Annotated in this window: 19 protein-coding genes and 1 pseudogene; 10 read left to right on the forward strand and 10 right to left on the reverse strand. The window is 60.0% G+C overall.

The features are described 5' to 3' along the window. Window positions 1-53: 53 nt before the first annotated feature. Both ICA15_RS26395 and ICA15_RS26400 read left to right on the forward strand, forming a co-directional pair. Entirely contained in the window at window positions 54-1,691 is a 1,638-nt protein-coding gene (locus ICA15_RS26395; protein WP_210555048.1) for a 5-guanidino-2-oxopentanoate decarboxylase, read from the forward strand. Next, window positions 1,691-3,139, forward strand: coding sequence for an aldehyde dehydrogenase family protein (locus ICA15_RS26400; protein WP_210555062.1), 1,449 nt, complete (start codon window positions 1,691-1,693; stop codon window positions 3,137-3,139). Before ICA15_RS26395 ends, ICA15_RS26400 begins: the two co-directional genes overlap by 1 nt. 133 nt (window positions 3,140-3,272) lie before the next feature. Here the strand turns inward: ICA15_RS26400 and ICA15_RS26405 are convergent, their stop codons facing one another. Beyond that, the gene (locus ICA15_RS26405) at window positions 3,273-4,202 is read right to left on the reverse strand and encodes an AraC family transcriptional regulator (protein WP_150616194.1); all 930 of its coding nucleotides are present in this window, start codon (window positions 4,200-4,202) and stop codon (window positions 3,273-3,275) included. 368 nt (window positions 4,203-4,570) lie between these two features. Here ICA15_RS26405 and ICA15_RS26410 point away from each other — a divergent pair, with 368 nt between their 5' ends. Then, window positions 4,571-4,924 carry a putative quinol monooxygenase gene (locus ICA15_RS26410; RefSeq protein WP_150616192.1) on the forward strand — a complete coding sequence of 118 codons (354 nt, stop codon included), beginning with the start codon at window positions 4,571-4,573 and terminating at the stop codon, window positions 4,922-4,924. Between the two features lie 43 nt (window positions 4,925-4,967). Then, window positions 4,968-5,210 carry a hypothetical protein gene (locus ICA15_RS26415; protein WP_042560686.1) on the forward strand — a complete coding sequence of 81 codons (243 nt, stop codon included), beginning with the start codon at window positions 4,968-4,970 and terminating at the stop codon, window positions 5,208-5,210. Window positions 5,211-5,214: 4 nt separating this feature from the next. On the opposite strand, the gene ICA15_RS26420 is transcribed toward ICA15_RS26415, so the two are convergent. The 7 genes from ICA15_RS26420 to ICA15_RS26450 form a co-directional block, all read right to left on the reverse strand. Beyond that, on the reverse strand, window positions 5,215-5,844 hold the full coding sequence (locus ICA15_RS26420) for a flavin reductase family protein (RefSeq protein ID WP_042560685.1): 630 nt from the start codon (window positions 5,842-5,844) through the stop codon (window positions 5,215-5,217). A 238-nt stretch (window positions 5,845-6,082) separates the two neighbouring features. Further along, a complete protein-coding gene (locus ICA15_RS26425; RefSeq protein ID WP_210555049.1) occupies window positions 6,083-6,376 on the reverse strand; it encodes a hypothetical protein in 294 nt (97 codons plus the stop codon). A 311-nt stretch (window positions 6,377-6,687) separates the two neighbouring features. Then, window positions 6,688-8,007 carry an MFS transporter gene (locus ICA15_RS26430; RefSeq protein ID WP_150601687.1) on the reverse strand — a complete coding sequence of 440 codons (1,320 nt, stop codon included), beginning with the start codon at window positions 8,005-8,007 and terminating at the stop codon, window positions 6,688-6,690. Window positions 8,008-8,279: 272 nt separating this feature from the next. Further along, window positions 8,280-9,608, reverse strand: a complete 1,329-nt coding sequence (locus tag ICA15_RS26435; RefSeq protein WP_210555050.1) for a sigma-54-dependent transcriptional regulator — start codon at window positions 9,606-9,608, stop codon at window positions 8,280-8,282. Continuing rightward, entirely contained in the window at window positions 9,608-11,368 is a 1,761-nt protein-coding gene (locus ICA15_RS26440) for an ATP-binding protein (protein ID WP_150616189.1), read from the reverse strand. Before ICA15_RS26440 ends, ICA15_RS26435 begins: the two co-directional genes overlap by 1 nt. A 69-nt stretch (window positions 11,369-11,437) precedes the next feature. Then, the gene (locus tag ICA15_RS26445; protein ID WP_210555051.1) at window positions 11,438-15,928 is read right to left on the reverse strand and encodes a SpvB/TcaC N-terminal domain-containing protein; all 4,491 of its coding nucleotides are present in this window, start codon (window positions 15,926-15,928) and stop codon (window positions 11,438-11,440) included. Between the two features lie 314 nt (window positions 15,929-16,242). Further along, complete coding sequence (locus tag ICA15_RS26450; protein WP_042560679.1) at window positions 16,243-17,766, reverse strand: fumarate hydratase; 1,524 nt, start codon at window positions 17,764-17,766, stop codon at window positions 16,243-16,245. A 533-nt stretch (window positions 17,767-18,299) separates the two neighbouring features. Between ICA15_RS26450 and ICA15_RS26455 the strand changes: the two genes are divergently transcribed. The 3 genes from ICA15_RS26455 (at window position 18,300) to ICA15_RS26465 (ending at window position 21,341) form a co-directional block, all read left to right on the forward strand. Beyond that, complete coding sequence (locus ICA15_RS26455) at window positions 18,300-19,406, forward strand: sensor domain-containing diguanylate cyclase (protein WP_210555052.1); 1,107 nt, start codon at window positions 18,300-18,302, stop codon at window positions 19,404-19,406. Continuing rightward, window positions 19,399-20,334, forward strand: coding sequence for an iron-sulfur-binding ferredoxin reductase (locus ICA15_RS26460; protein ID WP_210555053.1), 936 nt, complete (start codon window positions 19,399-19,401; stop codon window positions 20,332-20,334). The genes ICA15_RS26455 and ICA15_RS26460 overlap by 8 nt, the downstream gene beginning before the upstream one ends. Window positions 20,335-20,591: 257 nt before the next feature. Then, on the forward strand, window positions 20,592-21,341 hold the full coding sequence (locus ICA15_RS26465; protein ID WP_210555054.1) for an enoyl-CoA hydratase-related protein: 750 nt from the start codon (window positions 20,592-20,594) through the stop codon (window positions 21,339-21,341). A 204-nt stretch (window positions 21,342-21,545) separates the two neighbouring features. Here the strand turns inward: ICA15_RS26465 and pyk are convergent, their stop codons facing one another. Further along, window positions 21,546-22,997, reverse strand: a complete 1,452-nt coding sequence (gene pyk, locus ICA15_RS26470) for a pyruvate kinase (protein ID WP_150601679.1) — start codon at window positions 22,995-22,997, stop codon at window positions 21,546-21,548. Window positions 22,998-23,169: 172 nt separating this feature from the next. Between pyk and ICA15_RS26475 the strand changes: the two genes are divergently transcribed. Together ICA15_RS26475 and ICA15_RS26480 are read left to right on the forward strand one after the other, a co-directional pair. Continuing rightward, entirely contained in the window at window positions 23,170-23,556 is a 387-nt protein-coding gene (locus ICA15_RS26475) for a tetratricopeptide repeat protein (RefSeq protein ID WP_210555055.1), read from the forward strand. Window positions 23,557-23,796: 240 nt separating this feature from the next. Continuing rightward, on the forward strand, window positions 23,797-24,156 hold the full coding sequence (locus ICA15_RS26480) for a PilZ domain-containing protein (RefSeq protein ID WP_150616184.1): 360 nt from the start codon (window positions 23,797-23,799) through the stop codon (window positions 24,154-24,156). A gap of 94 nt (window positions 24,157-24,250) precedes the next feature. On the opposite strand, the gene ICA15_RS26485 is transcribed toward ICA15_RS26480, so the two are convergent. Further along, entirely contained in the window at window positions 24,251-24,628 is a 378-nt protein-coding gene (locus tag ICA15_RS26485) for a DUF6124 family protein (protein ID WP_210555056.1), read from the reverse strand. 452 nt (window positions 24,629-25,080) lie between these two features. Between ICA15_RS26485 and ICA15_RS26490 the strand changes: the two are divergent. Continuing rightward, window positions 25,081-26,896: pseudogene (locus ICA15_RS26490) on the forward strand (hypothetical protein); the annotation flags it as partial.

Here is a 26,896-nt window from a genome sequence, read left to right on the forward strand (position 1 = left end):
TACCCACCGCCAGTTCAATGAAGCCCATTCCACGAACAAGAAGGGCAATCGACATGGCGACGTGCGGCGAAGTACTGGTCAAGTTACTCGAAGGTTATGGGGTCGAGCAGGTGTTCGGCATTCCCGGGGTGCACACCGTGGAGCTGTATCGCGGGCTGGCCCGTTCGAGCATCAACCACGTCACCCCACGCCATGAGCAAGGCGCCGGATTCATGGCTGACGGCTATGCGCGCACCAGCGGCAAACCGGGTGTGTGCTTCATCATTACTGGCCCGGGCATGACCAACATCACCACCGCCATGGGCCAGGCCTATGCCGATTCGATCCCGATGCTGGTGATCTCCAGCGTGCAATCGCGCAGTCAGTTGGGCGGCGGTCGCGGCAAACTCCACGAATTGCCGAACCAGAGCGCATTGGTCGGCGGCGTTGCAGCGTTCTCTCATACGTTGATGTCGGCGGCGGAATTGCCCGGCGTCCTGGCTCGCGCCTTCGCGCTGTTCCAGGCCGGCCGTCCGCGTCCGGTGCACATCGAAATTCCTTTGGATGTGCTGGTAGAAGAGGCCGATGAACTGCTTGCCAGCGTCCCGGTCAACATCGACCGCGCAGGTGCTGCCCCGGCTGCCGTGAGCCGTATGACCGAGCTGCTGGCCGGCGCCAGACGTCCGCTGATTCTTGCTGGCGGTGGCGCCATCGATGCCGCCGCCGAACTCACCGAATTGGCCGAGTTGCTCGACGCCCCGGTGGCGCTGACCATCAACGCCAAAGGCATGCTGGCGTCCCGTCACCCGCTGCTGATCGGCTCGACGCAAAGCCTGGTCGCCACCCGCGCATTGGTCGCCGATGCCGATGTGGTTTTGGCCATTGGCACCGAACTGGCGGAGACCGATTACGACGTTACTTTCGCCGGTGGTTTCGAGATTCCCGGCAAGCTGCTGCGCATCGATATCGACGCCGATCAGACCGTGCGCAACTATCCGCCGCATGTCGCCCTGGTAGCCGACTCGCGCAACGCCGCGCAAGCATTGCTGAGTGCGCTGTCGCACAAACCGCTGGCCGAGCGCAGCCGCGATTGGGGTCAGGTGCGTGCTGCGCGTCTGCGCGATGATCTGGCCGCCACCTGGGACGCACCGACGCGGGCCCAGACGCGTTTCCTCGAAACCGTGCTGCACGAATTACCGGACGCGGTGTTTGTCGGCGACTCCACGCAACCGGTGTACACCGGCAACCTCACGTTCAACCCTGAGCGCCCGCGTCGCTGGTTCAACTCGTCGACCGGCTACGGCACCCTCGGTTACGCACTGCCTGCGGCCATCGGTGCGTGGCTCGGCGGCAGCACCGAGAGCGGGGTTCGCCCACCAGTGGTCTGTCTGATCGGCGACGGTGGGCTGCAATTCACTTTGCCGGAACTGGCCAGCGCCGTTGAAGCGCGCACACCGGTCATCGTCCTGCTGTGGAATAACCAGGGCTACGAAGAGATCAAGAAGTACATGGTCAACCGCGCCATCGAACCGGTTGGCGTGGACATCTACACCCCAGACTTCATCGGTGTGGCCAAAGCTCTTGGTTGCGCGGCTGAAGCGATCAATTCGGTTGAGCAGTTGCGTGGCGCACTCAGGGCCGCAACCGATCGCCAAGGCCCGACAGTGATTGAAATCGACCAGAGCCAATGGATGCAGGCGGTGGCGCAATGATCAATTTCCCCACCACACTCGACGGCCTCTACATCAACGGCCAATGGTCGGCCGGTCGCGAGCATTTGCGCGTGATCAACCCCGCCACCGAAGCGCTGCTGACCACGGTCATTGGCGGTGACGAGCGCGCAGTCGATCAAGCCGTCAGCGCTGCGACTGAAGCTTTCAAAACCTGGTCGCAAACCACGGGAGCCGAACGCGCTGCGATTCTGCGCAACATCGCCGCCGGGGTGCGCAACGGTCGCGAGCACTTGATGAAATTGCAGTCGAGCAACAACGGCAAACCGCTGTTCGGAGCGGCCATCGATGTCGACGACGTGATCGCCACGTTCGAGTACTACGCCGAACTTGCCGAAGGCCTCGATGCGCAACAGGACAGCAACGTGCCGCTGCCCAGCGAAGATTTCAGCGCACGCCTGCGACGCGAGCCGTGCGGTGTGGTCGGGTTGATCGTGCCGTGGAATTTCCCGATGGTCACCACGGCATGGAAACTCGCGCCAGCCCTGGCCGCCGGTTGCTGCGTGGTGCTAAAACCGTCGGAAGTCACGCCTTTGCCGGAGCTGGAACTGGCCGCGATCATTGCTGAGTCCGGATTGCCGAACGGTGTATTCAATTTGGTCTGCGGCACCGGTCTGGCAGTGGGTGCACCGTTGTCGGCAGATCTGCGTATCGCCAAAATTTCCTTTACCGGCAGCAATGCGGTTGGCGTGCAGGTGATGCAAAGGGCCGCCGAAACCGTGAAGGGCGTCAGCCTGGAACTGGGTGGCAAATCCTCGTTGTTGATCCTGGCAGATGCCGATCTGGACTTGGCGGTGGAACTGGCCTGCGGCGGCGCATTCTTCAATGCCGGGCAAATGTGCTCGGCCACCAGCCGCGTGCTGGTCGCTGAAGAGTTGGAGGAAGAGTTCCTCATGCGCCTGCAAAAACGTGCGCAGGCAATTCGCGTGGCTGACCCGTTCGACCCGGAAGTGGAAATGGGCGCGCTGGTCAATCAGGCGCAGTACCAGCGAGTGCTTGGGCATATTGATCGTGGGCTGAGTGCTGGCGCGAAGTTGCTCTGCGGTGGCAATCGTCCTGAGCATTTGCCGCGTGGATACTTCTTGCAGCCAACCGTGTTCACTGACGTGCCGCTGGACAGTGCGCTGTGGTGCGAAGAGATTTTCGGGCCGGTGCTTTGCGTGCGCAGTTTCAGCAGCGAAGCCGAGGCGATTGCATTGGCCAACGACAGCCAATTCGGGCTGGTCGGCAGTGTGGTGACCCGTGATGTCGAGACCGCCGATCGTGTCGCCAACGCCCTGCAGGCTGGTCTTGTGTGGCTGAACGCGCCGCAAGTGATTTTCCCGCAAGCTGCGTGGGGCGGTTACAAGCAGAGCAGCATTGGTCGTGAATTGGGGCCTTGGGGGTTGGCGGCGTTTCAGGAGATCAAGCATGTGATTAGGGCGGTTTGACTGGACTGGCCTCTTCGCGGGCAAGCCCGCTCCCACAGGAATCGCTGTCGTGCATAAAATGTGTGCGCACCAATGAACCTGTGGGAGCGGGCTTGCCCGCGAAAAGGTCCGTCGCCGCATCAAATAATCTGGATCAGACCGACAAGCGCAACCGCGCCAGATCCCTTAACGGCGGTGCCCCAAACAATCGGCTGTATTCGCGGCTGAATTGCGACGGGCTTTCATACCCCACCCGATACCCCGCCGCCGAAGCCTCCAGCCCTTCGGCCAGCATCAAGCGCCGCGCCTCTTGCAGGCGCAACTGCTTCTGATATTGCAGCGGACTCATCGCCGTCATCGCTTTAAAACGGTGATGCAAAGTCGACACGCTGAGGTTCACTTCCTTGGCCAGATCATCAATTCGCAGCGGCTGTTCGAAGTTACCGTTGAGCCACTTGATCGCCTGGCTGATGCGATGGCTCTGGCTGTTGGCAATCGCGATCTCATACAAGCGATGGCCCTGCGGGCTGCGCAACAGGCGATAGAGAATCTCCCGGCGAATCAGTGGCGCGAGCATGGCGATGTCTTTCGGTGCATCGAGCAAACGCGCCAGACGCAGCACCGCGTCGAGCATCGCACTGTCGATTTTCTCGACATACAAGCCGCGCCCGGTTGGCCGGGTCGGCACGGCCATGGGGCCGGCGTCGGCGATCAGTGCGGTGATTTCCGCCGGGTCGATATCCAGGCGCACGGCGAGGATCGGCTCTTCAGGCGACACGTTAACCACTCGCCCGCTCAACGGCATCGAAACCGAGACCACCAGGTAATTCAGCGGATCGTAATTGAAGAACTCATCGGCCAGCCGCACCTCCTTACGACCTTGCGCCATGATGCACAGCGCCGGTTGCGCGAGCACCGGGGCGAAGTCGTGGGATCGGGTGTGGCGCGACATGAACAGCGAACCGACAGCGGTCTGATAGCTGCCATCGTCGGTGGTGTTGCGGCGGATGATCGCCGCCAGTTCCGCACGCTGCTTTTCCATGTCGGCGGTGGGTTCGGCTTGAAAACGATCGAATGACGTCATGCACGGCATCCTCGGCAAGGGAGGTGGAATGGAGCAGAGCATATGTTTGTGCAAGCGCCAGCGGTAGACACATCCTGCCAAATGCTTGCCTGATTCTGCACCGCGATATTCACGACACACGGTTCGCCCCTTGCTTGTAGGAGCTGCCGAAGGCTGCGATCTTTTGATTTTTGTTTATAAGATCAAAAGATCGCAGCCTTCGGCAGCTCCTACAGGGTACGGGCGTGGTTTGATGTTCAGGCAAGTCTCGCAGGATTGTGCAACGCGGCGGCAGGAATCGACTAACGGCACCTCGCGCCCGCGCCTTAACCTTGGATCCTGTCGCAGCCTCCCCCCGGCTGCAACGCAACTCCTTGGGAGGGTTGAACATGTCCAAGCAGATTCCCGTCAGTCATATGGCCTTCGTACGAGCGCGCGCCGGACGCTCGGCAGAACTCGGTGTACGCCTGAGCGCGTTGATCGATCCTTCTCGTGCCGCCCCCGGTTGCCTGAGCTTTGCCTTGCAGCATTCGCAGTGTGATCCCGAGTTGTGGCTGGTCTCCGGTTTCTGGAGCAATCAGCAGATGATGACCGCGTACTTCAACAGTCCGGCAATGGAAATCTTCGCCGAGCTGGTGCAGGAACTGGTGGTCAACAGTCTGGATTTTCACACCTTCAAGGATGTCTCGGCGGCACAGGCGCTCGGCCAGTGTTCAGCACCGATACACAAACTCGTCGGTTGAGGGTTTAATGTCCGGCTTAATTGACTGAGCCAGGACTTGCGACATGGCACGTAAAGAGTTCGAACACTTCGAAGCAGTATCCGCAGTTGTCCCCGTCGAGTTGGGTGGCAACAAGGGCTATTACGCAGCGATCGCGGTCAAGGCCCTGGTCGATGGCGGTGCACCACGCTTTCACAAACTGCTGGAAGATCAGGTCTTCCCCGGCGCCATCGCAGCCGATGAGGCCGCCATCAATGAGCTGGACCGCCTCAAGGGCGTCACCGAAGACGCCGAGTTGATCTGGTAAGTCGTTACTTCGCCGCGCCCGGACGCCACATCTTGAACAGGGCTTCAGGCCCCAACTGGAAATAATCCGCCGGCCCGCCGCCGCGCAGAATCGGTTCTGCCGCGGCGGTGTCGTAGACCCCGTCTTTCAACAGCCACTTGGCGATATGCACGGCGACCACTTCGCCGAGGATCAGCCAGCTCGGTACTGTCTCGCCATCAGCGCGCTGCAATTGAATGATCTGCGTGACCTTGCACTCGAAGGACACCGGGCTTTCGGCGACGCGTGGCACGGAAATCACTTTCGACGCCACGGTCGTCAGGCCTGCCAGTTCAAACTCGTTGACCTCTGGCGCGACCATCGCGCAGCTCTGGTTCATCTGCTCGGCCAGCGGGCGAGTGGCGAGGTTCCAGACGAATTCGCCGGTCTGCTCGATGTTATTGAGGCTGTCTTTGCGCCCGACGCTGGAGAAGCCAATGATCGGCGGAATGTAGTTGAAGGCATTGAAGAAGCTGTACGGCGCCAGGTTCAACTGGCCGTTGGCATCCTGCGAGGAAATCCAGCCGATGGGGCGCGGGCCGACGATGGCGTTAAACGGATCGTGCGGCAGGCCGTGGCCGTTGGCGGGTTCGTAGAAGTGGATGTCATCGGGCATGGCGTGTGTTCCTGAGGCTGGATTTTTGAATGAAGCCATAGTGCAAGCCTGCACCGCGCATTTCCAGTCAGAAGAAGATCCCGTGTAGGAGCTGCCGCAGGCTGCGATCTTTTGATCTTGTTTTTTACAAGCAAAGTCAAAAGATCGCAGCCTGCGGCAGCTCCTACAGAGGGCATTTAAGCGGCTCTAGAAATGACTAAGCCCGGCCGAGGCCGGGCTGTGCGCTTTACAGCGGCGTTTAACTGATGGAAGCGGATTGAGTACGGTCGTAACCGTCGGCAGCGAAAGTCGCGGAACCGGTACGGTCATAGCCATCTTCAGCAACAGTGGCGGAACCAGTGCGGTCGTATCCGTCAGCAGCAACAGTAGCGGAACCAGTGCGGTCGTATCCGTCAGCAGCAACAGTAGCGGAGCCAGTGCGGTCGTGACCATCGGCGGCAACGGCCGAGCCGGTGCGATCAAAACCGTCGGCAGCAAAGGTGTTGGCGGCCAGTACGGACAGGGTCAGGGCGAGGATCAGTTTGGTTTTCATGTTCGTTACTCCAGATTCGTTGGCGGGTGTGTCTTGCATGGGTTTCATGCTACGCCAACTAAATTGATTAAAAAGCGCAAAATAATGCTAAAAACTATCGATTAACTAGATGTTAAGGGCGACGCATTTAATGGCTTCCATCATCAGGAGCGAACGTCGCGCAGGTAATCGATCAGGTAGGCACAGGATGCCGAGGCAGAATTAACCGGTGATTAATCGCCGGAAACAAAAAAATCGCAGCCTCCGACAACCCCTGTAGGAGCTGCCGAAGGCTGCGATCTTTTGATCTTGCCTGACGTTCAGTCAGTCAATCAGTCAGTGACGATCCGCGAATGCTTCTGGGTGTCCTTCATGGTGATGTACACCAGCAACGACACAGCGATGCACGCCGTCACATACCAGTAGTAACCGGTTTCCATGCCAATGCTCTTGAACCACAGCGCAATGTATTCGGCGGTGCCGCCGAAGATCGATACGGTCAGTGCGTACGGCAGGCCGACGCCCAGGGCGCGGATTTCAGTCGGGAACAACTCGGCTTTGACCACCGCGTTGATCGAGGTGTAACCGCTGACGATGATCAGCGCCGCCATGATCAGGAAGAACGCGCCCCACCAGCTCTGGATGGTGTGCAGAGTCATCAGGATCGGCACGGTGAAAATCGTGCCCAGCACACCGAAGGCGATCAGGATCGGACGACGACCGATCTTGTCCGACAGGCCACCGATGATCGGTTGCAGGCACATGAACAAAAACAGCGTCGCGGCAGAAATGGTTGTCGAGTCGGAGATGCTCATGCCGACGGTGTTCACCAGGTACTTCTGCATGTAGGTGGTGTAGGTGTAGAACGCCAGCGTGCCGCCCATGGTCAGGCCGACCACGGTTGCCAGTTCCTTGGGGTGACGCATCAAGGTGCGCATTGCGCTTTCCTTGGACTTCTCTTTCTTGGTGAACGACTCGGTTTCTTCCATGCCGCGACGCAGGTACAGCGCAACCACTGCGCACAGCGCGCCGATGGCAAACGGAATGCGCCAGCCCCACGCGTACAACTGCTCGGTGGTGAGTGTCTGCTGCAGCACGATCAACACGCCGAGGGCGATGAGCTGGCCGGAGATCAGAGTCACGTACTGGAAGCTGGAGAAGAAACCGCGACGTTCCTTGGTCGCCATTTCCGACAGGTACGTTGCGGAGGTGCCGTACTCGCCGCCGACCGACAGGCCTTGCAGCAGGCGGGCGAAGATCAGCAGGATCGGTGCGCCGATGCCGATGGTTGCGTAGTTGGGGCTCAACGCGATGATCAGCGAGCCGAAGCACATCAGGTACACCGAGGCCATCAACGCTTTCTTGCGCCCGACTTTGTCGGCGTACAGGCCCATCAGCCAGCCACCAATCGGGCGCATCAGGAAGCCCACGGCGAAGATCGCAGCGGTGTTCATCAATTGTGCGGTGGAGGAGCCAGCAGGGAAAAAGCTCTTGGCGAAGTACAGCGAGAAGGCGGCATAGACGTACCAGTCGTACCACTCGACCATGTTGCCAACGGAACCGCTGAAGATCGATTTGATCCGGCTGGCGGTGGTTCTTTCTTTGGCCGGCGCGGCAGCCGACCCAAGTGGCAGGGCGTTGGAGTTATCCATTGAAGGATCCTTCATTTAATTGTTTTTGTGGAGCGCGTCAAAACGCAGCCTGCGGGAGCTATAGCAGGAGCTGTGCCAACGGGGAGAGGGGCGGTTTAGAAGGGGTAGCGGGTTTTGATGAGCGAAAATCCGCTTATGTTGGGCGGGTGTTGAGCGGATTTTCGCTTAAAAGATCGCAGCCTGCGGCAGCTCCTACAAGTTCAGTGTCTTGCGCAAATGATGCGGACGCCGGAGCCCTGTAGGAGCTGCCGCAGGCTGCGATCTTTTGCTCTTCAAGGGCCGACAAACATCTCCCGACTCAACCCATGCCGCTGCATCTTTTCATTGAACGTACGCCGCGGCAGTTGCAGCTCTTCAAGGACCGCTTTCACATCACCCTTGTGCCGCGTCAGTGCCGCGCGCAAGCACTGCGCCTCGAAAGCTTCCTGCTGCGCCGCCAGCGACTGCCCCGGATCAATTCCCGGTGCCGGTTCATCAAGACCCAATACCTGACGCTCGGCGACGTTGGCCAGTTCGCGCACATTGCCCGGCCAGTCATGGCACAGCAGATGACTCAACTGCGCCCCGGTCAACGGTGGAAAGCTGCGACCCAGACGCTGCGCCGCACTCTGGGCGAATGATTCGAACAGCAACGGAATGTCTTCGCGGCGTTCGCGCAGCGGCGGCAAGCGCAGTTCGGCAACGTTGAGGCGATACGCGAGGTCTTCGCGAAAACGCCCGGCACGCGCCTCGTCGAGCAAGTCCGGTTTGGTCGCCGCGACAATCCGCAAATCCACGCGAATGCTCTGGTTCGACCCCAGTCGTTCAAGCTTCTGCTCTTGCAATACCCGCAGCAATTTCACTTGCTGGGCCAGCGGCATGCTTTCGATTTCATCGAGAAACAGCGTGCCGCCATCGGCGTATTCCAACTTGCCGATACGCTTGCCGGAGGCGCCGGTAAACGCGCCGCTCTCATGGCCGAACAGTTCGGCTTCAAACAGCTGTTCAGGGATCGCCGCGCAGTTGAGCGCCACGAATGGTTTGTCCGCACGGGGGCCGAAGTCATGCAGGCAGCGCGCAACCAGTTCCTTGCCGCTGCCGGTCTCGCCACGGATCAACACATTGACCGGCAGCGCGGCCAGATCCAGCACCTGCCGGCGCAAAGTCTGCAAGCCACGGGACACGCCGAGCAACGTCGAATCGAGTTTGGCGCGGTTGTCGGCCTGCTCGTGCAGGGCGCGGTTTTCCAGGACCAGTCGGCGTTTCTCCAGCGCCCGGCGCAGGCTGCCGAGCAAGGTCTCGGGGCTGAACGGTTTTTCCAGAAAGTCGTAGGCGCCGTCGCGCATCGCTTCGACCGCCATCGGCACATCGCCATGACCGGTGAGCAGAATCACCGGCAGATCGGCGTCGCGGCGCTGTACCTCGGCCAGCAGTTCCAGGCCACTAAGACCGGGCATGCGCACGTCGCTGAGGATCACCCCGGGAAAGTGCGCGGGCAGGGCGGCGAGGCATTCTTCGGCGCGGCTGAACAGCTGCACCTCAAATCCCGACAGGCTCAGCCACTGTTCGACGGCACTGCGAATGCTGCTTTCGTCATCGACCACCATCACCGAGTTGAGCATCAGATGTGTGTCTCCAGATCAATCGGCAAAGTCAGGGTGAATGCCGCACCGCCGTCGCCATTCTCGACGCTCAGACGACCGCCGGATTCGTGCACGATGGCAAAAGATACTGCCAGCCCCAGGCCGAGGCCGTCACCTACAGGTTTAGTGGTGAAGAACGGGTCGAACACCTGCCCCAGATGTTCTTCGGCAATGCCGCCGCCATTATCGATGACGCTCAGACACCACAACTGCTCGTCGGCTTGCAGACGAATTTCCAGGCGCTTGCACGGTTTGCCCTGCATGGCATCGAGGGCGTTGCGCAGCAGGTTGATCAACACCTGTTCGAGACGGATCGCATCACCGCGCACCCACGCCGGGCGGGTCAGGTGCAGCACCAGGCTGACCTGCTCGTCACGCAGTCGTGCGTCGAGCAATTGCAGGGATTGATCGACCACCGTCGCCAGATCCAGACGCTCGCGCAAACCACCGGGGCTCTTGCGGGCGAAAGTTTTCAGGTGGCCGGTGAGGGCGGCCATGCGCGTGAGCATCTCGTCCACCGGTTTCAGGGCCTTGTAGGCGTCATCGACGCGGCCATGGTCGAGCAGCAGGCGCAAAGTCGCCAGTTGCATGCGCTGAGCGGTCAGCGGTTGGTTGATTTCATGGGCCAGGGCGGCGGACATCTGGCCGAGGGCGGCGAGTTTTGCCGACTGCACCAAGCCTTCTTGCGCAGTGCGCAGTTCGCGGGTGCGTTCTTCGACCAGTTGTTCGAGTTCTTCGCGATTGCGTTGACGGACCTTCGACAGGCGCCAGCGCTGATTGAGGAACAGCAACAGAAACACCAGCGCCAGCCATACGCCGGCAGCCGCGAGGCCAGCGTTGCGCAGGTCTTCGAAAGCCACTTGCGGGTGGCGCAGCAGATGCAGGGTCCAGCCTTCGGTGGTCAGTGGCAGCGACTCCCACAGATAATCCGCCGTCCCTTGCGGGCCTTCGACGCGGCGCAGATCGCTGTTGTCATCGAAGCGGCGCAGCGACAGATGGGTCAGTGGCGTCAGCGACTGTTTGTCGTATTGGCGCGTCGTCTTGATCTCGGCCTGATCGCTGGCACTCAAGGGGCGCAACAAGCGATAGCGCCAGCCGGGCTGATTGGCGATAAAGACGATGCCGCGCGCATCGCTGACCAGCAAGGTGTCGTTGCCCTGGCTCCACTCGCGCTCCAGTTCGGGGAACTCCAGTTTGACCACCATCGCCCCGAGGAACTGGTCGTTGTCGCCCAGCACCGCACTGGAGAGAAAGTAACCGGGAATCCCGCTGGTCACGCCCACCGCGTAAAAACGCCCGGTGCCCTGGGTGCGGGTCTGGCTGAAGTACGGCCTGAAGCCGTAATTGTGGCCGACGTAGCTGCTGGGCAAACGCCAGTTGCTCGCGGCTACGGCGAGGCCGGTGTGATCGAGCAATTCAAGGGTCGAGGACTGCGCCGCACCGTTGATCTTTTCCAGTTTCAGATTCAGCGCCGTTTGTACCTGGGCATCAACGGGGCCGGCCAGTGCCGAACGCAATTGCGGGTCCAGCGCCAGTACGGCGGGGAGGGCGCGATAGCGGTCGATCAGGGTGTGCAGCGAATTGGCATAGAGCGCCAGTTGCTGGTTGGCCCGGGCCGCGTCCTCTTCCAGCGCCTGACGTTCGGCGTGGCGGATGGCAAGCGTTGCGGCAAGCGCAGCGCCGGCGACGATCAGCAGTGTGTACAACGACAGACGCAGGGTACGGGAAGTCGGCGGCATGCTGGGCAGATGGATGGCTGGTCGGGCCGGCACGATAACACGCGGCCATACAGGTTTCAGTGCTTGCGGTCACGACCGTAATGATCGTTTTGGCGATACTGACTCAGCGGTGTCGTTGAAGTCTTCGCTGGTGTGATACCAGGGATGGTAAGCCTCGCGGGAGAAGTCGCCTTTGGCGTTGATCAGTTTGATCGGACGGCCCAGCGGGTCGTAGAACAGTTGATCGAAGTAGCCCAGTTCGTGCAGCGACTGGTCGTTGACGTAACCGTGGGTATCGGCAAAGTACGGTCGGAACTGGCGAACCGGCAAGCCCTTGTTGTTGTATTCGACCCGCTCGCTGATTCTCCACCGTGAGTCGGCGTACACCTCGACATACTTGCCGTCTTCAATGACGAGCGAACCATCCACCACCTTGTACGCCATCCCCGGGTCAACCAATTGCTGGGTTTGCAGCGCGCGGCCAAAGCCGTCGACACAGGTCTTGATGATCTGGATTTGCGCCTTCACCTCGTCGTCTGGATAGCGGTCGGCGCTGAGCACGACGCTGTGCACCGGCTCGCGTCGGACACTGGCGATGGCTGAGCGCAACGCTTGTTCCGCCGTGGTCAGTGTGTTGAAGCGGGCCAGTCGCCGACGAGCGCTGGCACGAATATGGCCGCTGGGCAGCAGATAACCGCTGGCGATCCATTCGTCGCTGGAGCTGTCGCCGACGGGGATCTGCCCCATCCAGCTGAACAGGTCTTTGCGCAGGGTACTGGCCGCTTTTTGTATGGCCACTTCAGGATCTTCGATAGCCGGATCAGGGCGATGATCCTCGGGGCGCCGGTATTCGCTCAACGGTGCGAAACCCACCGCCAAGCCGTTTTCAGTGCCGTGGAAACTGGTCGCCAGCGGCTGGCCGGAGGGTTCGTAAATCACTTCTTCGATGTTGTCGTTGGCATCGACGATGCGCATCGGTTGCAGCGCGTGATAGTCGTAGGTGATTTGGGTGGTGCAGCCATCCGGCAGCTCGACGCTGGTGACTGCCAGTCGATAATCGTCATATACCGCGTGGGTCACGCCATGGCTGGGCGTTTCGTTGTAATCGCGCACTTGATAAAAACCGCGGAGGTCAGCGTACCGGGCGTAGCCGAACGACGACGACCACAAGTTCTCTTCAGCATCGACCGACGGTGAGGGCTCAAACAGCAGCGGCATGGCCGTGTAGCCGATCTTTCGCAGCTCGTCACGGATGTTGAAAGGCGCCGGCAGCACGTCGTATGCGTCCAGTGCGGTCTTGTCCAGCTGCGCCATTTCCAGCGGGCCAGCCAAGGCTTCGAAGCTGGCATCTCCTTCGTCCAGCAGCGTTCCGTCGACCGTCACATAGCGTTGCACCGATTGCGTCGTAAGCACGCGTTGAGTCTGCCAGTGTGCGCAATCCTGATGCGTTGTCAGCGATTCGAATGACACCTGCTCAGGATCAAGGCCAGTCGGCAGCGTGCCTTTGGGCAATACCAGTGCGTTGCTGCGTTGCTGATAAGGCAAACCCAGGCGCCAGTGCTGTGGATCGTTATCCAGATCGATGAAAGCGGCGCGGGTTTCGCTGATGTAAAACGACTGCTGCGCTTCGTCGTGAGCGTCGCGCCACCACTGTTGCTCATCAGGATCGGCAAACGGCGGCGTGTCCTCGCCGGTACGCCTGCGTGCGTAGCTCACCGTCATTGCGTGGGTTGGCAGACCGAAAGCGTTCCAGCGCAAGTTGAGGTCGTGACGGCTAAGCGGATCATTGATGATGCGGTCGTACTGGTAGCTGATTGTTTCCACCACCAACGGCAGCAACACGGCCGCCGCGTAGTGGCCCTGAGGCCTGACCTCACGCACCAGATAGCGCAACTCTTCAACCGCATAGGGCAGGGCGTCGGTAGAGGCGAAATCCGCATCGGCATAAGTTTCGATGCGGGTGATCGAGCCGACCAGCGCTCGCGAAATCTGGTATTCGCTCTCGGAATTGTGTGGCGGTATCGGCTCATCCTGTTCGTCGGCAGCGTGGTAGCGGCTGAACAGGGTTTTACCCAGCGCAATCGCCTCGGCGTCCCGATTGAAATAGTGGTCGCGGGGGCGATCCAGCGCTTGTCCGGTGTGAAACCAGCTACACACCCGCACTGGCGCACTGAACCCGACGTCGTCATCGCCGCTTGCACTCTCGCTGTCGGTTTGCTGCAAGTAACCGAAGCCGCGGAACTCGCGTTCCTTGCCGTCGTAAACACCCTCGCGCCAGACGAACGCCTGAGTCAGGCAGTTGCCGGTGATTTCATCCAGCTGTTGTTGTTTTTTGACCACAGCCACCGGGAAGGGCAAGTGCGAAATCGGCAGCCGATTCAGCTTGAGTACCTGCTGTTTCTCATCCAGCCATTCCTGCGCCGAACCGCGATAGACCACGCTGGTGCTGCAGCCCATGTTGTTGTTACTGGCCGTCAGCAGATACGGTTTGGCTGTGACGAAATCGTAGCGCCAGTGCTGCGGCTTTGTGTGCGTTACGGTGAGTATCAGGCTGGCGCAACCCAGCCCTTGCAAATCGGCGAAGCTCACTTGGCTTAAACGGTCGTAACGCACACCTTCGGGCCATGGCACGCTGATTGGCGTTTGCTCCAGGCCGTTGCCGCCACGGTTCAGATAGATCTCGAAAACATCGCTTTTGAGGTAGATCAGCGCCGATGCGCCGGAGCCGTCGAGGTCGGCGAGACGCACTCGCGAAGAATCGAATTGCTCGTAGGCGAAGGGCAGGTCACTGATCTTGCGGCCTTTACCAAAACGGCCGTGACCGAGATTGGGCCAGCAGCGGATTTCGTTGTGTCGAATGCGGCACAGCTCGGGCATGTCACTGCCCAGCAGATTGCCGAGCAGCACCAGTTCAGTGGGCGTGTTGCTGAACAGCGGCAAGCGGTCACTGGCCGGTTCGTGCGGCACTTCTTCGGCCGGGGCGAAACCCTGTTCGCGTCGGTTGGCGTAAAGCCTCACCGAGTTCGGGCCAATCATGGCAATCGAATCCAGACCATCACCACTCAGGTCGCCCAAGGTCGATAGCGTGTGGAAAAACTCCAGGGGAAAGGCATTGAAGGTAAGGTAGTTGGCGAATTTCCCCTTCTCATCAAGCGTGCGGAAACCGGCGCTTGCGGGCTGTGCAGTGACCCAGTCGAGGCGCCCGTCGCCCGTCAGGTCGGTGAGCAGTTGCTGCACCGCGCTGTTGCGATTGGCCACCGGAATCTTCTCCAGCGCCGTCCACGGGCCATAGCCGATTTCATCGCCGCCCGCTTCCGCGCGCAGCGGTTCGCGGTAGTGCCAGCTCTGGTCATAGCGGCACAGAAACCCCGGGACGCCTTCACCATAGAGGTCTACGCACTGGTAAAAACCGTCGTCTTCAATTCCCGGTTGGTGATCGTTCTCAAGCAGACGTGTAGGGATTTTGTTGATCTTGAACGATGAATAATCGAACTCCACCGGCGGGGTGTTTTCCACCATGCCACTGGCATCGAAGGCCTGGTAGTGCGCGGCACAGATCTGGCTGAACGACCAGTGCGCAGTGACGTCGCTGTGTTCCAGCAGCAGACGTCGCACCAGTACCGGTTTATCCCCTTGGCTGGGCGGGAAGTGATGAAACATCAGCATTTGCCGACAGAGACGGCGGGTACTGATTTCAAAGCCCTGGCCGTAGGTCGAGAAGGGATCTACCCGCGCGGGCCACGGCTGTAGCGTTTCGCCGTCGTAGGCCGGTACCTCGGTTAGCGAGGTGGTTCGCTCACCGTAGTCGAACAGCAATTGGAAATGCCAACCCGGATCGGCGAGGTTTTCGACTGTCCAGGCGTAAAGGTCTTTGCTCGCCGTAAAATTGCCGTAGCACACCCGCTCCACATAGCGCTGGGCGCGGAAATCGTTTATCGGGTCGGGATCCTGGTCGTCAGCCTTGTAGACATAAGCGATGTGCTCGCCGCGCGCGTTCATGCTTTCGCACAGCAGCCAGGCGCTAACGCGTAGCGGATCATCCGGATCGGCAAGACGTGAAGCCGGGGTTTTGCCGTAGAGGTGCAGCGAGCCATCCGCGCCATGCACCAGCCAGAAAGGTGGTTGGTCGCTCGTCGACTGCCAGCGCTCACGCAGGGCAAAGTCGCTTTCTACTCGCGGCCAGTAGCGCACCACGTTGTGCGGGCCAATGGCGACGCCGTCGTAAGTGGATTCGAGGCGCGACTTGATACTCCCGTCCGCCTTGAGCTCGGGCATCCACACCTCGCCGTCGGCCCCGACGATTTCGTCATGCTCGGTATAACGCGGCACGCCCTTGTGAGTGCGCAGGCTGATCTGACTCAGGCCCAGGCTCCAGCCGACACCGAACGGCCCGTTACCGGTCTGGCTGCTGTAACTAAGGGACAGTTGAGGGGCCCAACCTCGCCCGGCGGAAAGCGGGATTGGCAGCTCGAACGATGCGGCTCCGGTCGGGCCGACGCTGCCCCAACTCTTGCCGATGGTGGCGATCGTCGCGCTTTTGGCGATGGACGGAGTAACGATGCTCAGTTCTTGGTCAGCCATGATTGCGTCCGGTGCAGTTGCAGTGGCGTAGGTGAATCGACGCTACCAACAATGGCTCGGGGCGTAACCTGTCAGATGTGACAGGTGCACAAGATCGATTTGTGTGCTTTGCCAGGATTCTTATCGCGATACCACATTCGCAACGTGCAGGAGCTGCCGAAGGCTGCGATCTTTCGACCTGATTTTTTTCAGGCAAGATCAAAAGATCGCAGCCTTCGGCAGCTCCTGCAGGGGGGAGGCGGATACAGGGGCGGACACAAAAAAGGCCGGCCCGTCGTATGACGGGCCGGCCTCTCTTTACAGCGGTAAAGCGCTTACTGCACTTCTACTGCCAGGCTCTCGCTGATCTTCTTTTGCCAGATCGCAGGACCGGTGATGTGTACCGACTCACCTTGGCTGTCCACCGCAACGGTGACCGGCATGTCCTTGACCTCGAACTCGTAGATCGCTTCCATGCCCAGCTCGGCGAACGCCAGTACCTTGGACTTCTTGATCGCCTGGGCGACCAGATAAGCGGCGCCGCCGACAGCCATCAGGTACACGGCTTTGTTGTCCTTGATCGCTTCGATCGCGGTCGGACCGCGCTCGGACTTGCCGATCATGCCCAACAGGCCGGTCTGCTCAAGGATCTGACGGGTGAACTTGTCCATCCGCGTGGCAGTGGTCGGGCCAGCCGGGCCAACCACTTCGTCACCGACCGGATCAACCGGGCCGACGTAGTAGATGAAGCGACCTTTCAGGTCTACCGGCAAGGTTTCGCCCTTGTTCAGCATCTCGACCATGCGCTTGTGCGCAGCGTCGCGACCGGTGAGCATCTTGCCGTTGAGCAGGACGGTTTCGCCCGGCTTCCAGCTCTGCACGTCTTCCGGGGTCAGGGTGTCGAGGTTGACGCGACGAGCCGAAGGGCCGGCTTCCCAGACGATTTCCGGGTAGGCGTCCAGCGGTGGCGCTTCCAGCGAGGCCGGGCCGGAACCGTCGAGCACGAAGTGCGCGTGACGGGTGGCGGCGCAGTTCGGGATCATGCACACCGGCAGCGAGGCCGCGTGAGTCGGGTAGTCCATGATCTTCACGTCGAGCACGGTGGTCAGGCCACCGAGGCCCTGGGCGCCAATGCCCAACTGGTTGACCTTCTCGAACAGCTCCAGACGCATTTCTTCAATGCGGTTGGACGGGCCACGCTTGATCAGCTCGTGAATGTCGATGGATTCCATCAACACTTCCTTGGCCATCACCGCTGCTTTCTCGGCGGTGCCGCCGATACCGATGCCCAGCATGCCCGGTGGGCACCAGCCGGCGCCCATGGTCGGAACGGTCTTGAGTACCCAGTCAACGATCGAATCGGACGGGTTGAGCATGGCCATTTTCGACTTGTTCTCGGAACCGCCGCCCTTGGCCGCCACGTCCACTTCCACGGTGTTACCCGGGACGATGGAGTAGTGAATAACGGCCGGGGTGTTGTCCTTGGTGTTTCTACGAGCGCCCGCCGGGTCGGCGAGGATCGAGGCACGAAGGACGTTTTCCGGCAGGTTGTAAGCCTGGCGCACGCCTTGGTTGATCATGTCGTCCAGGCTCATGGTGGCGCCATCCCAGCGCACGTCCATGCCTACACGTACAAACACGGTGACGATGCCGGTGTCCTGGCAGATCGGGCGGTGGCCGGTGGCGCACATGCGCGAGTTGATCAGGATCTGTGCCATCGAATCACGGGCCGCTGGCGATTCTTCGCGCAGATAGGCTTCGTGCATCGCCTGGATGAAATCCACCGGGTGGTAATAGGAAATGAACTGCAGGGCGTCGGCAACGCTCTGAATCAGGTCGTCTTGCTTGATCACGGTCATGAGTCGCGCTCCTCTATAAGACGGGAACATTCAATAAGGTGCCCGCGGCTTGGGTGTCTCGGTCGGTCGCAGACACCTTTCAAGGCACGCCGGGGCTGCTGGCGCGACGCTAAAAAGGCGCGGCAGTATACCGCGCCTCGGTGGGGCATACACGCGCCGGCAGTCATTCGTTGGTCGCATGGGTGGGCGGGTTGACGAGGATTGTATTTGCAACTTGAAATCCTTTCCCCCTCACCCCAACCCTCTTCCCCAAGGGGGAGAGGGGGAAAGGGAGCCGATCTATGCGGTTTCAACGTTTGAGCTCGGCTCGGTATTTCAGGTCGGTGCAGCGTGTGAGAACAACGCGGTCAGTTCCCTCTCCCTCTGGGAGAGGGCTAGGGTGAGGGCCTCTGGCGGTGCACGCGGGCCACACTTTTGACGTCAAATTTCGAGCCCGAAAATCGGTGGTCATTTATCGACTACGCCACTAAAGTGGCAGCCGGTCTGTAGGGTAGGACACTCGGTCAGCCTCCAATCGCACGGTGAGTCAACGATTGACCCATAACGCCATTCAACGTCTTTTGCTCAAACGCTTTGCCCTCGCTGCAGCCACCTACGGATTGGCTTTGCTGCTGCTGTGGCTGGCGTTTTTCACCGGGCATTACGACCAATCCTTGAGCACTATTGCTGTCGGCAGCGCGCTGGTAGTCATCAGTCAAGCCATCCTGTTTGGCCTGTTCTGGTCGGGTTGCAACCAGCGTTTTGACGATCCAAGCCTGACCGAAACGCAAGTGCTGCTCGGACTCGGCTGGCAGACCTGGCTGATCGCTCATCTGGACGAAGCGCGCGGCGCCTTTCTGGTGTTCTACGTGCTGATCCTGCTGTTTGGACTGTTTCACCTGAGCCGGCGGGCGTTCATCCGCTGTGCGTTGCTGGTGTTCTTCAGCTTCTGTGTTATCACCCTGTGGGATGCTTACCACTTGCGCTTGCAGGAGCCTGCGCTCGCGGCTTTACAGGTGTGTATTCTGGCGATGGTGCTGGCGTGGCTGGTGCTTTACGCGCGTTTCGTTCAGGTGTCGCGCCAACGCATGCGTCAGCGCCGGTTTGCCTTGCAGGCGCATCAGGACACCCTGCGCGGAATGATGCGTCAGCTCGAGGATCTCGTGGCCACAGACGAACTGACCGGCCTGTTCAACCGTCGGCACTTCCTGCGTCTGGCCTCGCGTGAACTGAACGCGATGGACAGTGATGCCGTGCACGGTCTGGCGCTGATCGACCTCGACCATTTCAAACGCATCAACGACTTCTACGGCCACGCCGCTGGCGATCAGGTATTGCAGGCGTTCGCCGGTGTCGCCCAGGCGTGCCTGCGCGACGGCGATGTGCTGGCGCGCTATGGTGGCGAGGAATTCGTCGTCTTGCTGCCCGACTGCGACGCCGAGCGTCTGACAGCCTGCTGTGAACGACTGCGCATTGCTTTTACCGATGTTGAACTGGTTGGCCTGAATGTGCGTAATCTCAGTCTGTCGGCTGGCATGACGCTGCTGGCCTTGGGTGATGACCTCGATGACGCCCTGCACCGTGCCGATCAGGCGCTTTATCGGGCCAAACGTGACGGGCGCAATCGCTGTGCGGCCGCGTGGGAGAACGTCGATGCCTGAACTTCGCGTCGGTGACCGGCAATGGTCGGTGGCGGCGGGCAGCAATTTGCTCGACGCCCTCAACCAGAACGGCGTGGCCGTGCCCTACAGTTGCCGCGCCGGCAGTTGCCATGCGTGCCTGGTGCAGTGCGTCCAAGGCTTGCCGGCGGATAATCGCCCGGACGCCTTGAGCGCCGAGCAGCGCCAGCAAGGTTGGCGGCTGGCGTGCCAGTGTCAGGTCACCGAGGATTTGCAGGTGCATACCTTCGATCCTCTGCTGGATGGCCGGCCGGCCGTCGTCGAAGCGTTGGACTGGCTCAGTGACAACGTTCTGCGTCTGCGCCTGACTCCGCAACGGCCGTTGCGCTACAGCGCCGGACAACATCTGGTGCTGTGGATCAATCACATCGCGCGGCCGTATTCGCTGGCCAGCCTGCCGGAAGAGGATCGCTTCCTCGAATTCCACCTCGATTGCCGTCAGCCCGGCGAGTTCAGCGATGCGGCGCGACGCCTGCACATCGGCGACCCGATCCGCCTCGGCGAATTGCGCGGCGGTGCGTTGCATTACGACGCCGACTGGCACAACCGACCGTTGTGGTTGCTGGCCGCCGGTACGGGGCTCGGGCCATTGTTTGGTGTGCTGCGCGAAGCCTTGCGCCAGGATCACCAAGGCGCCATCCGCATCATTCACCTGGCCCATGACGCCGGCGAACACTATCTGGCCAAACCCCTGGCGGCGCTGGCTGCCCAGCGTGAAAACCTCAGCGTCGAGCTGTGGACGGCGGCCGAGTCAGCCGCCGCTTTGGCGCAACTGCGCCTTGTTTCCCGGCAAACCCTGGCCTTAGTCTGCGGCTCAGCGACCAGCGTCGACGCCTTCGCCAAGCGTTTGTACCTGGCCGGACTGCCGCGCAATCAACTGCTGGCCGATGTGTTTCTGTCACGCGGTTGAGTGCAGATTTTCATTGGTTCGAAGATCTTTATGATGAAAGGATTCTTGGGGTGAAAGGATTTCAGAGCTGAGCGGAACTCTGTGGCGAGGGGATTTATCCCCGATGGGCTGCGCAGCGGCCCTAAAAGTTTGTGAGCGCTGCGCACTCAGTCGGGGATAAATCCCCTCGCCACAAATAACCATCACTACACAGTCCTTTCATCACAGAACCCCTCACCACAGTAGTTCTTCGTGAATCGACACTGCTGAGACCCACCATGACCGAAGCCATCCTGCTGGAACGCGAACGCGGTCTGCTGACCCTGCGCCTGAACCGTCCCGACAAGAAAAACGCCCTGACCCGGGCGATGTACAGCCGTCTCGCCGAGGCGTTGAAGCAGGCCGACAGCGACCCCGAAATCAACGCCGTGCTGATCACCGGCAGCGCCGAGTGCTTCACGGCCGGCAACGACATCGCTGACTTTATCCAGCAGCCGCCTGGCGATCTCGACAGCCCGGTCTTCCACTTCATGCTCAACCTGCTCGAATGCCGCAAACCGGTGATCGCTGCAGTGGCGGGGGCGGCGGTGGGGATTGGCACGACACTGTTGCTGCATTGCGATCTGGTTTATGTCAGCCGCGATGCGCGACTGCGCATGCCGTTCGTCAACCTTGGTTTATGCCCCGAGTTTGGCTCCAGCCTGATTTTGCCGCGCATGCTTGGGCACGCCAAAGCGTCCGAACTGCTATTGCTCGGCGAAGGGTTCAGCGGTGAACAGGCCGCCGACTGGGGCATCGCGACAGAGGCGCTGGGCAGTGGCGCGGCCGCACTGGCCAAGGCTCGGGAGATGGCGTCGCGCTTTGAAGAGCTGCCACAGGAAGCAGTGCGCATCAGCAAGCAATTGATGCGGGCGCCGGATCGCGAGTTGATCCGTAAAGTGATCGAGGAGGAGGGCGCCTTGTTCACCCAGCGGCTGCGTTCGCCGGAAGCGTTGGCGGCGTTGACCGGGTTTATCAAACGGCATTGAAATTTCGCTGCCCTGGCCGGCCTCATCGCTGGCAAGCCAGCTCCCACAGGTTCTGTGTTGGCCATTCATATTGTGAAAAACACCAAATCCTGTGGGAGCTGGCTTGCCAGCGATGGGGCCCGACAGCCACAACACCTGCTGGATCAGAATGTAAAAAGCCCCGCCATTCACATGGCGGGGCTTTTTATTTCAGCGCCTGAGCACTCAGACCTGCGGGTCGCCCACGTGCAGGATCTTCATGCCGTTGGTGCCGCCGGTGGTGTGGTAGCTGTCGCCCTTGGTCAGGATGACCCAGTCGCCTTTCTCCACAACGCCGCGCTTGACCAGCTCGTCGATCGCCTTCTGGCTCACTTCGTGCGGCGGTAGCGATGCCGGGTCGAACGGCACGGTGTACACGCCACGGAACATGGCCGCGCGGGCCTGGGTTTCGCGGTGCGGGGAGAACGCGTAGATCGGCACCGAAGAACGGATGCGCGACATGATCAACGGCGTGTAGCCACTTTCGGTCAGGGCGATGATCGCTTTGACGCCCGGGAAGTGGTTGGCGGTGTACATGGCCGCCAGCGCGATGCTCTGGTCGCAGCTTTCGAACACTTTGCCGATGCGGTGGCTGGAGGTCTTGCCGGTCGGGTGCTTTTCAGCGCCGACGCAGATACGCGCCATCGCCTGCACAGCTTCCAGCGGATACAGACCGGCAGCGGACTCGGCGGACAACATCACGGCGTCGGTGTAGTCGAGCACGGCGTTGGCCACGTCGGACACTTCGGCGCGGGTCGGCATAGGGTTCTGGATCATCGACTCCATCATCTGGGTCGCTACGATCACAGCCTTGTTGTGGCGGCGTGCGTGCAGAATGATTTTCTTCTGAATGCCTACCAGCTCGGCGTCGCCGATTTCCACACCCAGGTCACCACGGGCAACCATTACCGCGTCGGAGGCCTGGATCAGACCGTCGAGGGTTTCGTCGTCGGCCACGGCTTCGGCGCGTTCAATCTTTGCCACCAGCCAGGCAGTGCCGCCGGCCTCGTCGCGCAGTTGACGGGCGTAGTTCATGTCGGCGGCGTCACGCGGGAAGGACACCGCGAGGTAGTCGACTTCCATTTCAGCGGCGAGCTTGATGTCGGCCTTGTCTTTTTCAGTCAGGGCCGGTGCGGTCAGGCCGCCACCGCGACGGTTGATGCCTTTGTGGTCGGACAGCGGGCCGCCGATGGTCACGGTGCAGTGCAGCTCGGTGGCAGTGGCGGTATCAACGCGCATCACCACGCGGCCGTCGTCGAGCAGCAGCTCGTCGCCTACGCCGCAGTCCTTGACCAGATCCGGGTAGTCGATACCGACCACTTGCTGGTTGCCTTCGGTCAACGGATGGCTGGTGGAGAAGGTGAACTGGTCACCGATCTTCAGCTCGATCTTCTTGTTGGCGAATTTGGCGATACGGATTTTCGGGCCTTGCAGGTCACCCAGCAGGGCGACGAAGCGGCCGTGCTTGGCAGCGAGGTCACGCACCAGCTTCGCGCGAGCCTTGTGCTCGTCGGGGGTGCCGTGGGAGAAGTTCAGACGGGCAACGTCCAGACCAGCCAGAATCAGCTGTTCGAGAACTTCCGGCGAGTTACTGGCCGGGCCAAGGGTAGCGACGATTTTGGTACGACGGACGGACATGCAAAGACTCCTGAGTTCAAGCGCAGGCAGAGGCTACTATGCTCCGAGGGTGTAGTCATTGTTCGTTTGCACTACTTATTGTTTTCTTTATTGAACCCGGCAACTTTGGGACAAACGCACCTGAAGATTTTCGACCATGGGTCGATACAGAGCTCAAGACAGGAGAACCCCCATGCGATTGTTGCCCATTGCCGCCCTTGCCCTCAGCGTCCTCGCCGTGACGGGCTGCACCCGTTGGTCGATGAACCATCATTTGAACAACGCCTACAGCGCCTATGACCGGGGCAATTGCGAGCAGGTGATGCTCGAACTGTCCAAGGTCGAACGCGCCAGCCGTGCCCGCCCGTATGTGTGGCCGGAAGTGTCGATGATGCGCGGCCAGTGCCTGGAACGGCAAAAAATGTTTGTCGACGCGGCGCAGACCTATCAGTTCATCATCGCCTCGTACCCCTACAGCGAATATGCCTACCGCGCCCGTGCGCGCCTGGAAACCCTGCAGAGTCTGGGCCACTACCCGACGCGCAGTGCGGCAGCCGTGGTGCGCCCAACCCGTTTCTGATGGTAGTTGTCATACAAAATCTGGCCGGTTGTACAGCCTGAGCTATAGTCGAATGATCCGGTTTTAGAGCCGAGTCTCTATTCCGGGGCAACACCTGCGACTGGTCAGTTGTAAGGTGGCGGCGATGTAGCGACCGTCACACCGGAAGCGGGGAGAGCGCGCCTGTGTCGTATCTGTCGTACGGCGCGTTCCGAAGCAAAAGTGCGGCTCTGTGATGGAGCCTTGCATGGCGAACTGCGCATGTTTACCGACCGCCGGATCGAACGGCATCAACTGCCGTATTTCCTCAGAGTGTTCAACAGCATCACCGACAAACCCATCGGCTTTCTCGGCAATGTGTCCGCAGACGGGCTGATGTTGATCAGCCAGTTACCGATGATGATCGGCGTGGATTTCAATCTGCGCCTGAAAATCCCCGGCTGCGATGGCTGCCAACAGGTGATCGACCTCACCGCGTGTTGCCTGTGGTGTCACGAAGACGCGACACCGCTGCACTACGACGCTGGCTTCAGCCTGCATCGACCGCCGCCGGAATACGGGCAACTGGTTGAGGCGCTGCGCCAGTACTTCAGTTTTCAGCCGTTGCCGGCCTCGGCCTGAACCTCAATAGCAAAAGATCGCAGCCTGCGGCAGCTCCTACACGGGATTGATGTTCATTCTGTAGGAGCTGCCGCAGGCTGCGATCTTTTGATCTTCAGCCAGAAATACTGATAGCCCGCTCGTTATCCAGCGCCTTCTCCGCCAGCAACAACCCCATCTCGCTCAACTGATAAATCGCCATCGCCAGATGCCGCGGTTTGTCTTCGAGGCTGTCCGCCAGGTCGAGCAACAGAATGTTCACCGACGAAAACGTCTCGTACGTCTGAATGGCCACGGCTTCGGGATTGAGATCGGGGGCGATCATGAACATCTGCATGCCGCGATCCACGGAATTGCGCGAGGGCGGCGCTGCGGGTTTGAGGTAATGGTCGAGGGCTTTTTCGGCGGCCTCGTGGAGTTTTTTTGAATCGGCGGATTCGTAGGGGGAAACCGAGTCGCCGGTTTCGGGGGGATTTGGGGTGTCTTTGATCATGATCATTTCTCCAAGGTAGGCCGCCACCATTTCGCGACTAAACGAATGGGGTGGCGGCTGAACGCAGGTTAGTCGACCGGTGGAGAAATGAATCCCGGCGCGCCCGGAGGCGCCCTGCGAACAGCCACCATCGAGTGCGGGGATAGGGAGTACCCGACTTGATGACGCTTATGCACCTTCGTATACCTACCGGGCGACTAAACCCGACCACTGATTGGCAGTGGCACGGACCAAGTTACGGGGCATCAGCAAAGCGCACAAGCCGGCGGATTCTGAGGGATGTGTAGGCAAAGGCGCAAGGCAACGTAGCCGCGTTTTTGTAGCTGAAGGACGCCGCCGGATTGTGTTGTGGGAATAGTTACCGTTGGTCGGGACTGTCAGATTTTACAGGTAGGAATTGCGAGTGGGAGCAATGTAAAAAGTGAAGGGCAGACATTGAGAGGATAACGGCTGTGGATAATAACGATGACGAAAGGCGAGCACGGGACACTAACTCACACTCCGCTGCTCCTGAGCTGAGAGCGGTGCTGAATTCCGAAGAATCGCAAGACGCCAAGGGGCCGGCTGCTCCCACTTTCCCCTCTTCATTTGCGGACTCCGCGCAAAAACTTCCCTTCAAGGTTCAAATGACATTTCCTTTCTCAGCGAACGGAGAGTGGTGGGCTACGCTTAAAAATCCTCCCGTCCCCAATCAGTGGGAGTATCACGGTAGACATTCAGGCCATTGGTATGAGGTTGAAATAGGCAGTGCTGCTGGAGTCGAGTGTCGTTTAACGACAGCCTACACAGCAACTGGTTACGGCTCGGATCATGCCTCCGCCCGTTTTTACGCTGTTCAGAAGCCATTGATCACTAGTCGCGGACTATTTTTCGGACTTACCCCCACCATTGAAGGAGTCGGTGCCGTTCCAAATGCGCAAGTGACGCTGTACAAAAATGGCACGCAAACTTCTTACGGTACGAAGAGTGCCGGCCCCGATGGTAAATGGAGTATTGAATCTCAGGGTATGACGCTTGGTGAGAACACTTTGACTTGTCGACAGACATTCAAAAACGTGACATCCGATAATGCGGATCCCGTGAAAGTAATACTTCTTCCACCTGCAACTATCTTGTCGCCTTCAAATAATGCAGTGATCTTTCCTGCGGATTTGCTTTTCAACGGTACTTGTCAGCCAGGCTCTTCCATCATCGTGGTTAATGCGCAGGACCATTATGTTGAATATACCGAGCGCGAGACCTTTCAAACCGATAATTGGCAACTTTCACTGAAGACGGGAGCGACATTATCCAGTGGGTCCTTGACGATTGAGGCACAGTACCTGTTTCCGGACGTGCCTCATGGTTACTCGCCACCGGTTACCTTTCATGTGCTGGGCCTTCCTCTCATAACCGCACCTGCCGGGTCTTCAATTCAGGATCGAACCTTTACCCTTAAAGGTAATAACGGGCTCAGCGATTTAAACAGCAGGGTCGAGGTATTCGTTGATGCGCAAATGGTCGGAAGTGGAACAGTGGGAGCGGCCGGCATTTGGGAAGTGCAGGTCACGCTCAAGCCAGGCAATCATTCATTAGCGGTTGAGCAGATTGCCTCGGGCAAGAGAACCGAACGTGGTGCACCTCGTGCCTTCAAAATCCGCCCCGCCAAAATTGACGAGGTCAAAGTCGACATTATCGACAAATCGATAACCTTCTCCGGGATCGGCTACCCCGGTGCAACGGTCGTGATCACCATCTCCGGTTGGCCGGTCACGCTGCCACAGACGGTTGTAGCAGAGGGGGGCGAGTGGGAAGTCAAGGCGACAGGTCTGGCGCTTGGCAAGCACCGCGCAAGCGTCCTGCAAAAGGTCCCTGACAATGCCAACGGCTGGATCGAGTCGTTGCCATACACCTTCGAATTCAACAATTCACTGCCTGACGTGTATGCCGTGAGCTCCACTGATGATTATCAGCCGACCTTCCGCGGCAAGGGTTTCACCGGTGCCACCGTGAAGCTTTTCAACCCCGGCGGCGCTAGTCAGGCTGCCCCCGAGGTGGTCGTGCGCAATGGGGAATGGCAGAGCAAAGCCAGTCAACAGTGGGGGCCGACGCTCAACCGGGAAGTGCATATCAAGCAGTTTCTGGACGAGCATCAGTCGCTTAATTGGGTCAAGCATCCCGTCACCATCGCGCCGCTGGCGCCGACGATTGAAGTGCCAGTCGATGACGGTCTGTCGCCGACCTTTCGCGGCACCTGCTGGCCTGGGGCCGGGGTGGATGTCAGGTTCA

This window comes from Pseudomonas sp. P116 (genome assembly GCF_020149425.1).
Lineage (GTDB): Bacteria > Pseudomonadota > Gammaproteobacteria > Pseudomonadales > Pseudomonadaceae > Aquipseudomonas > Aquipseudomonas anatoliensis.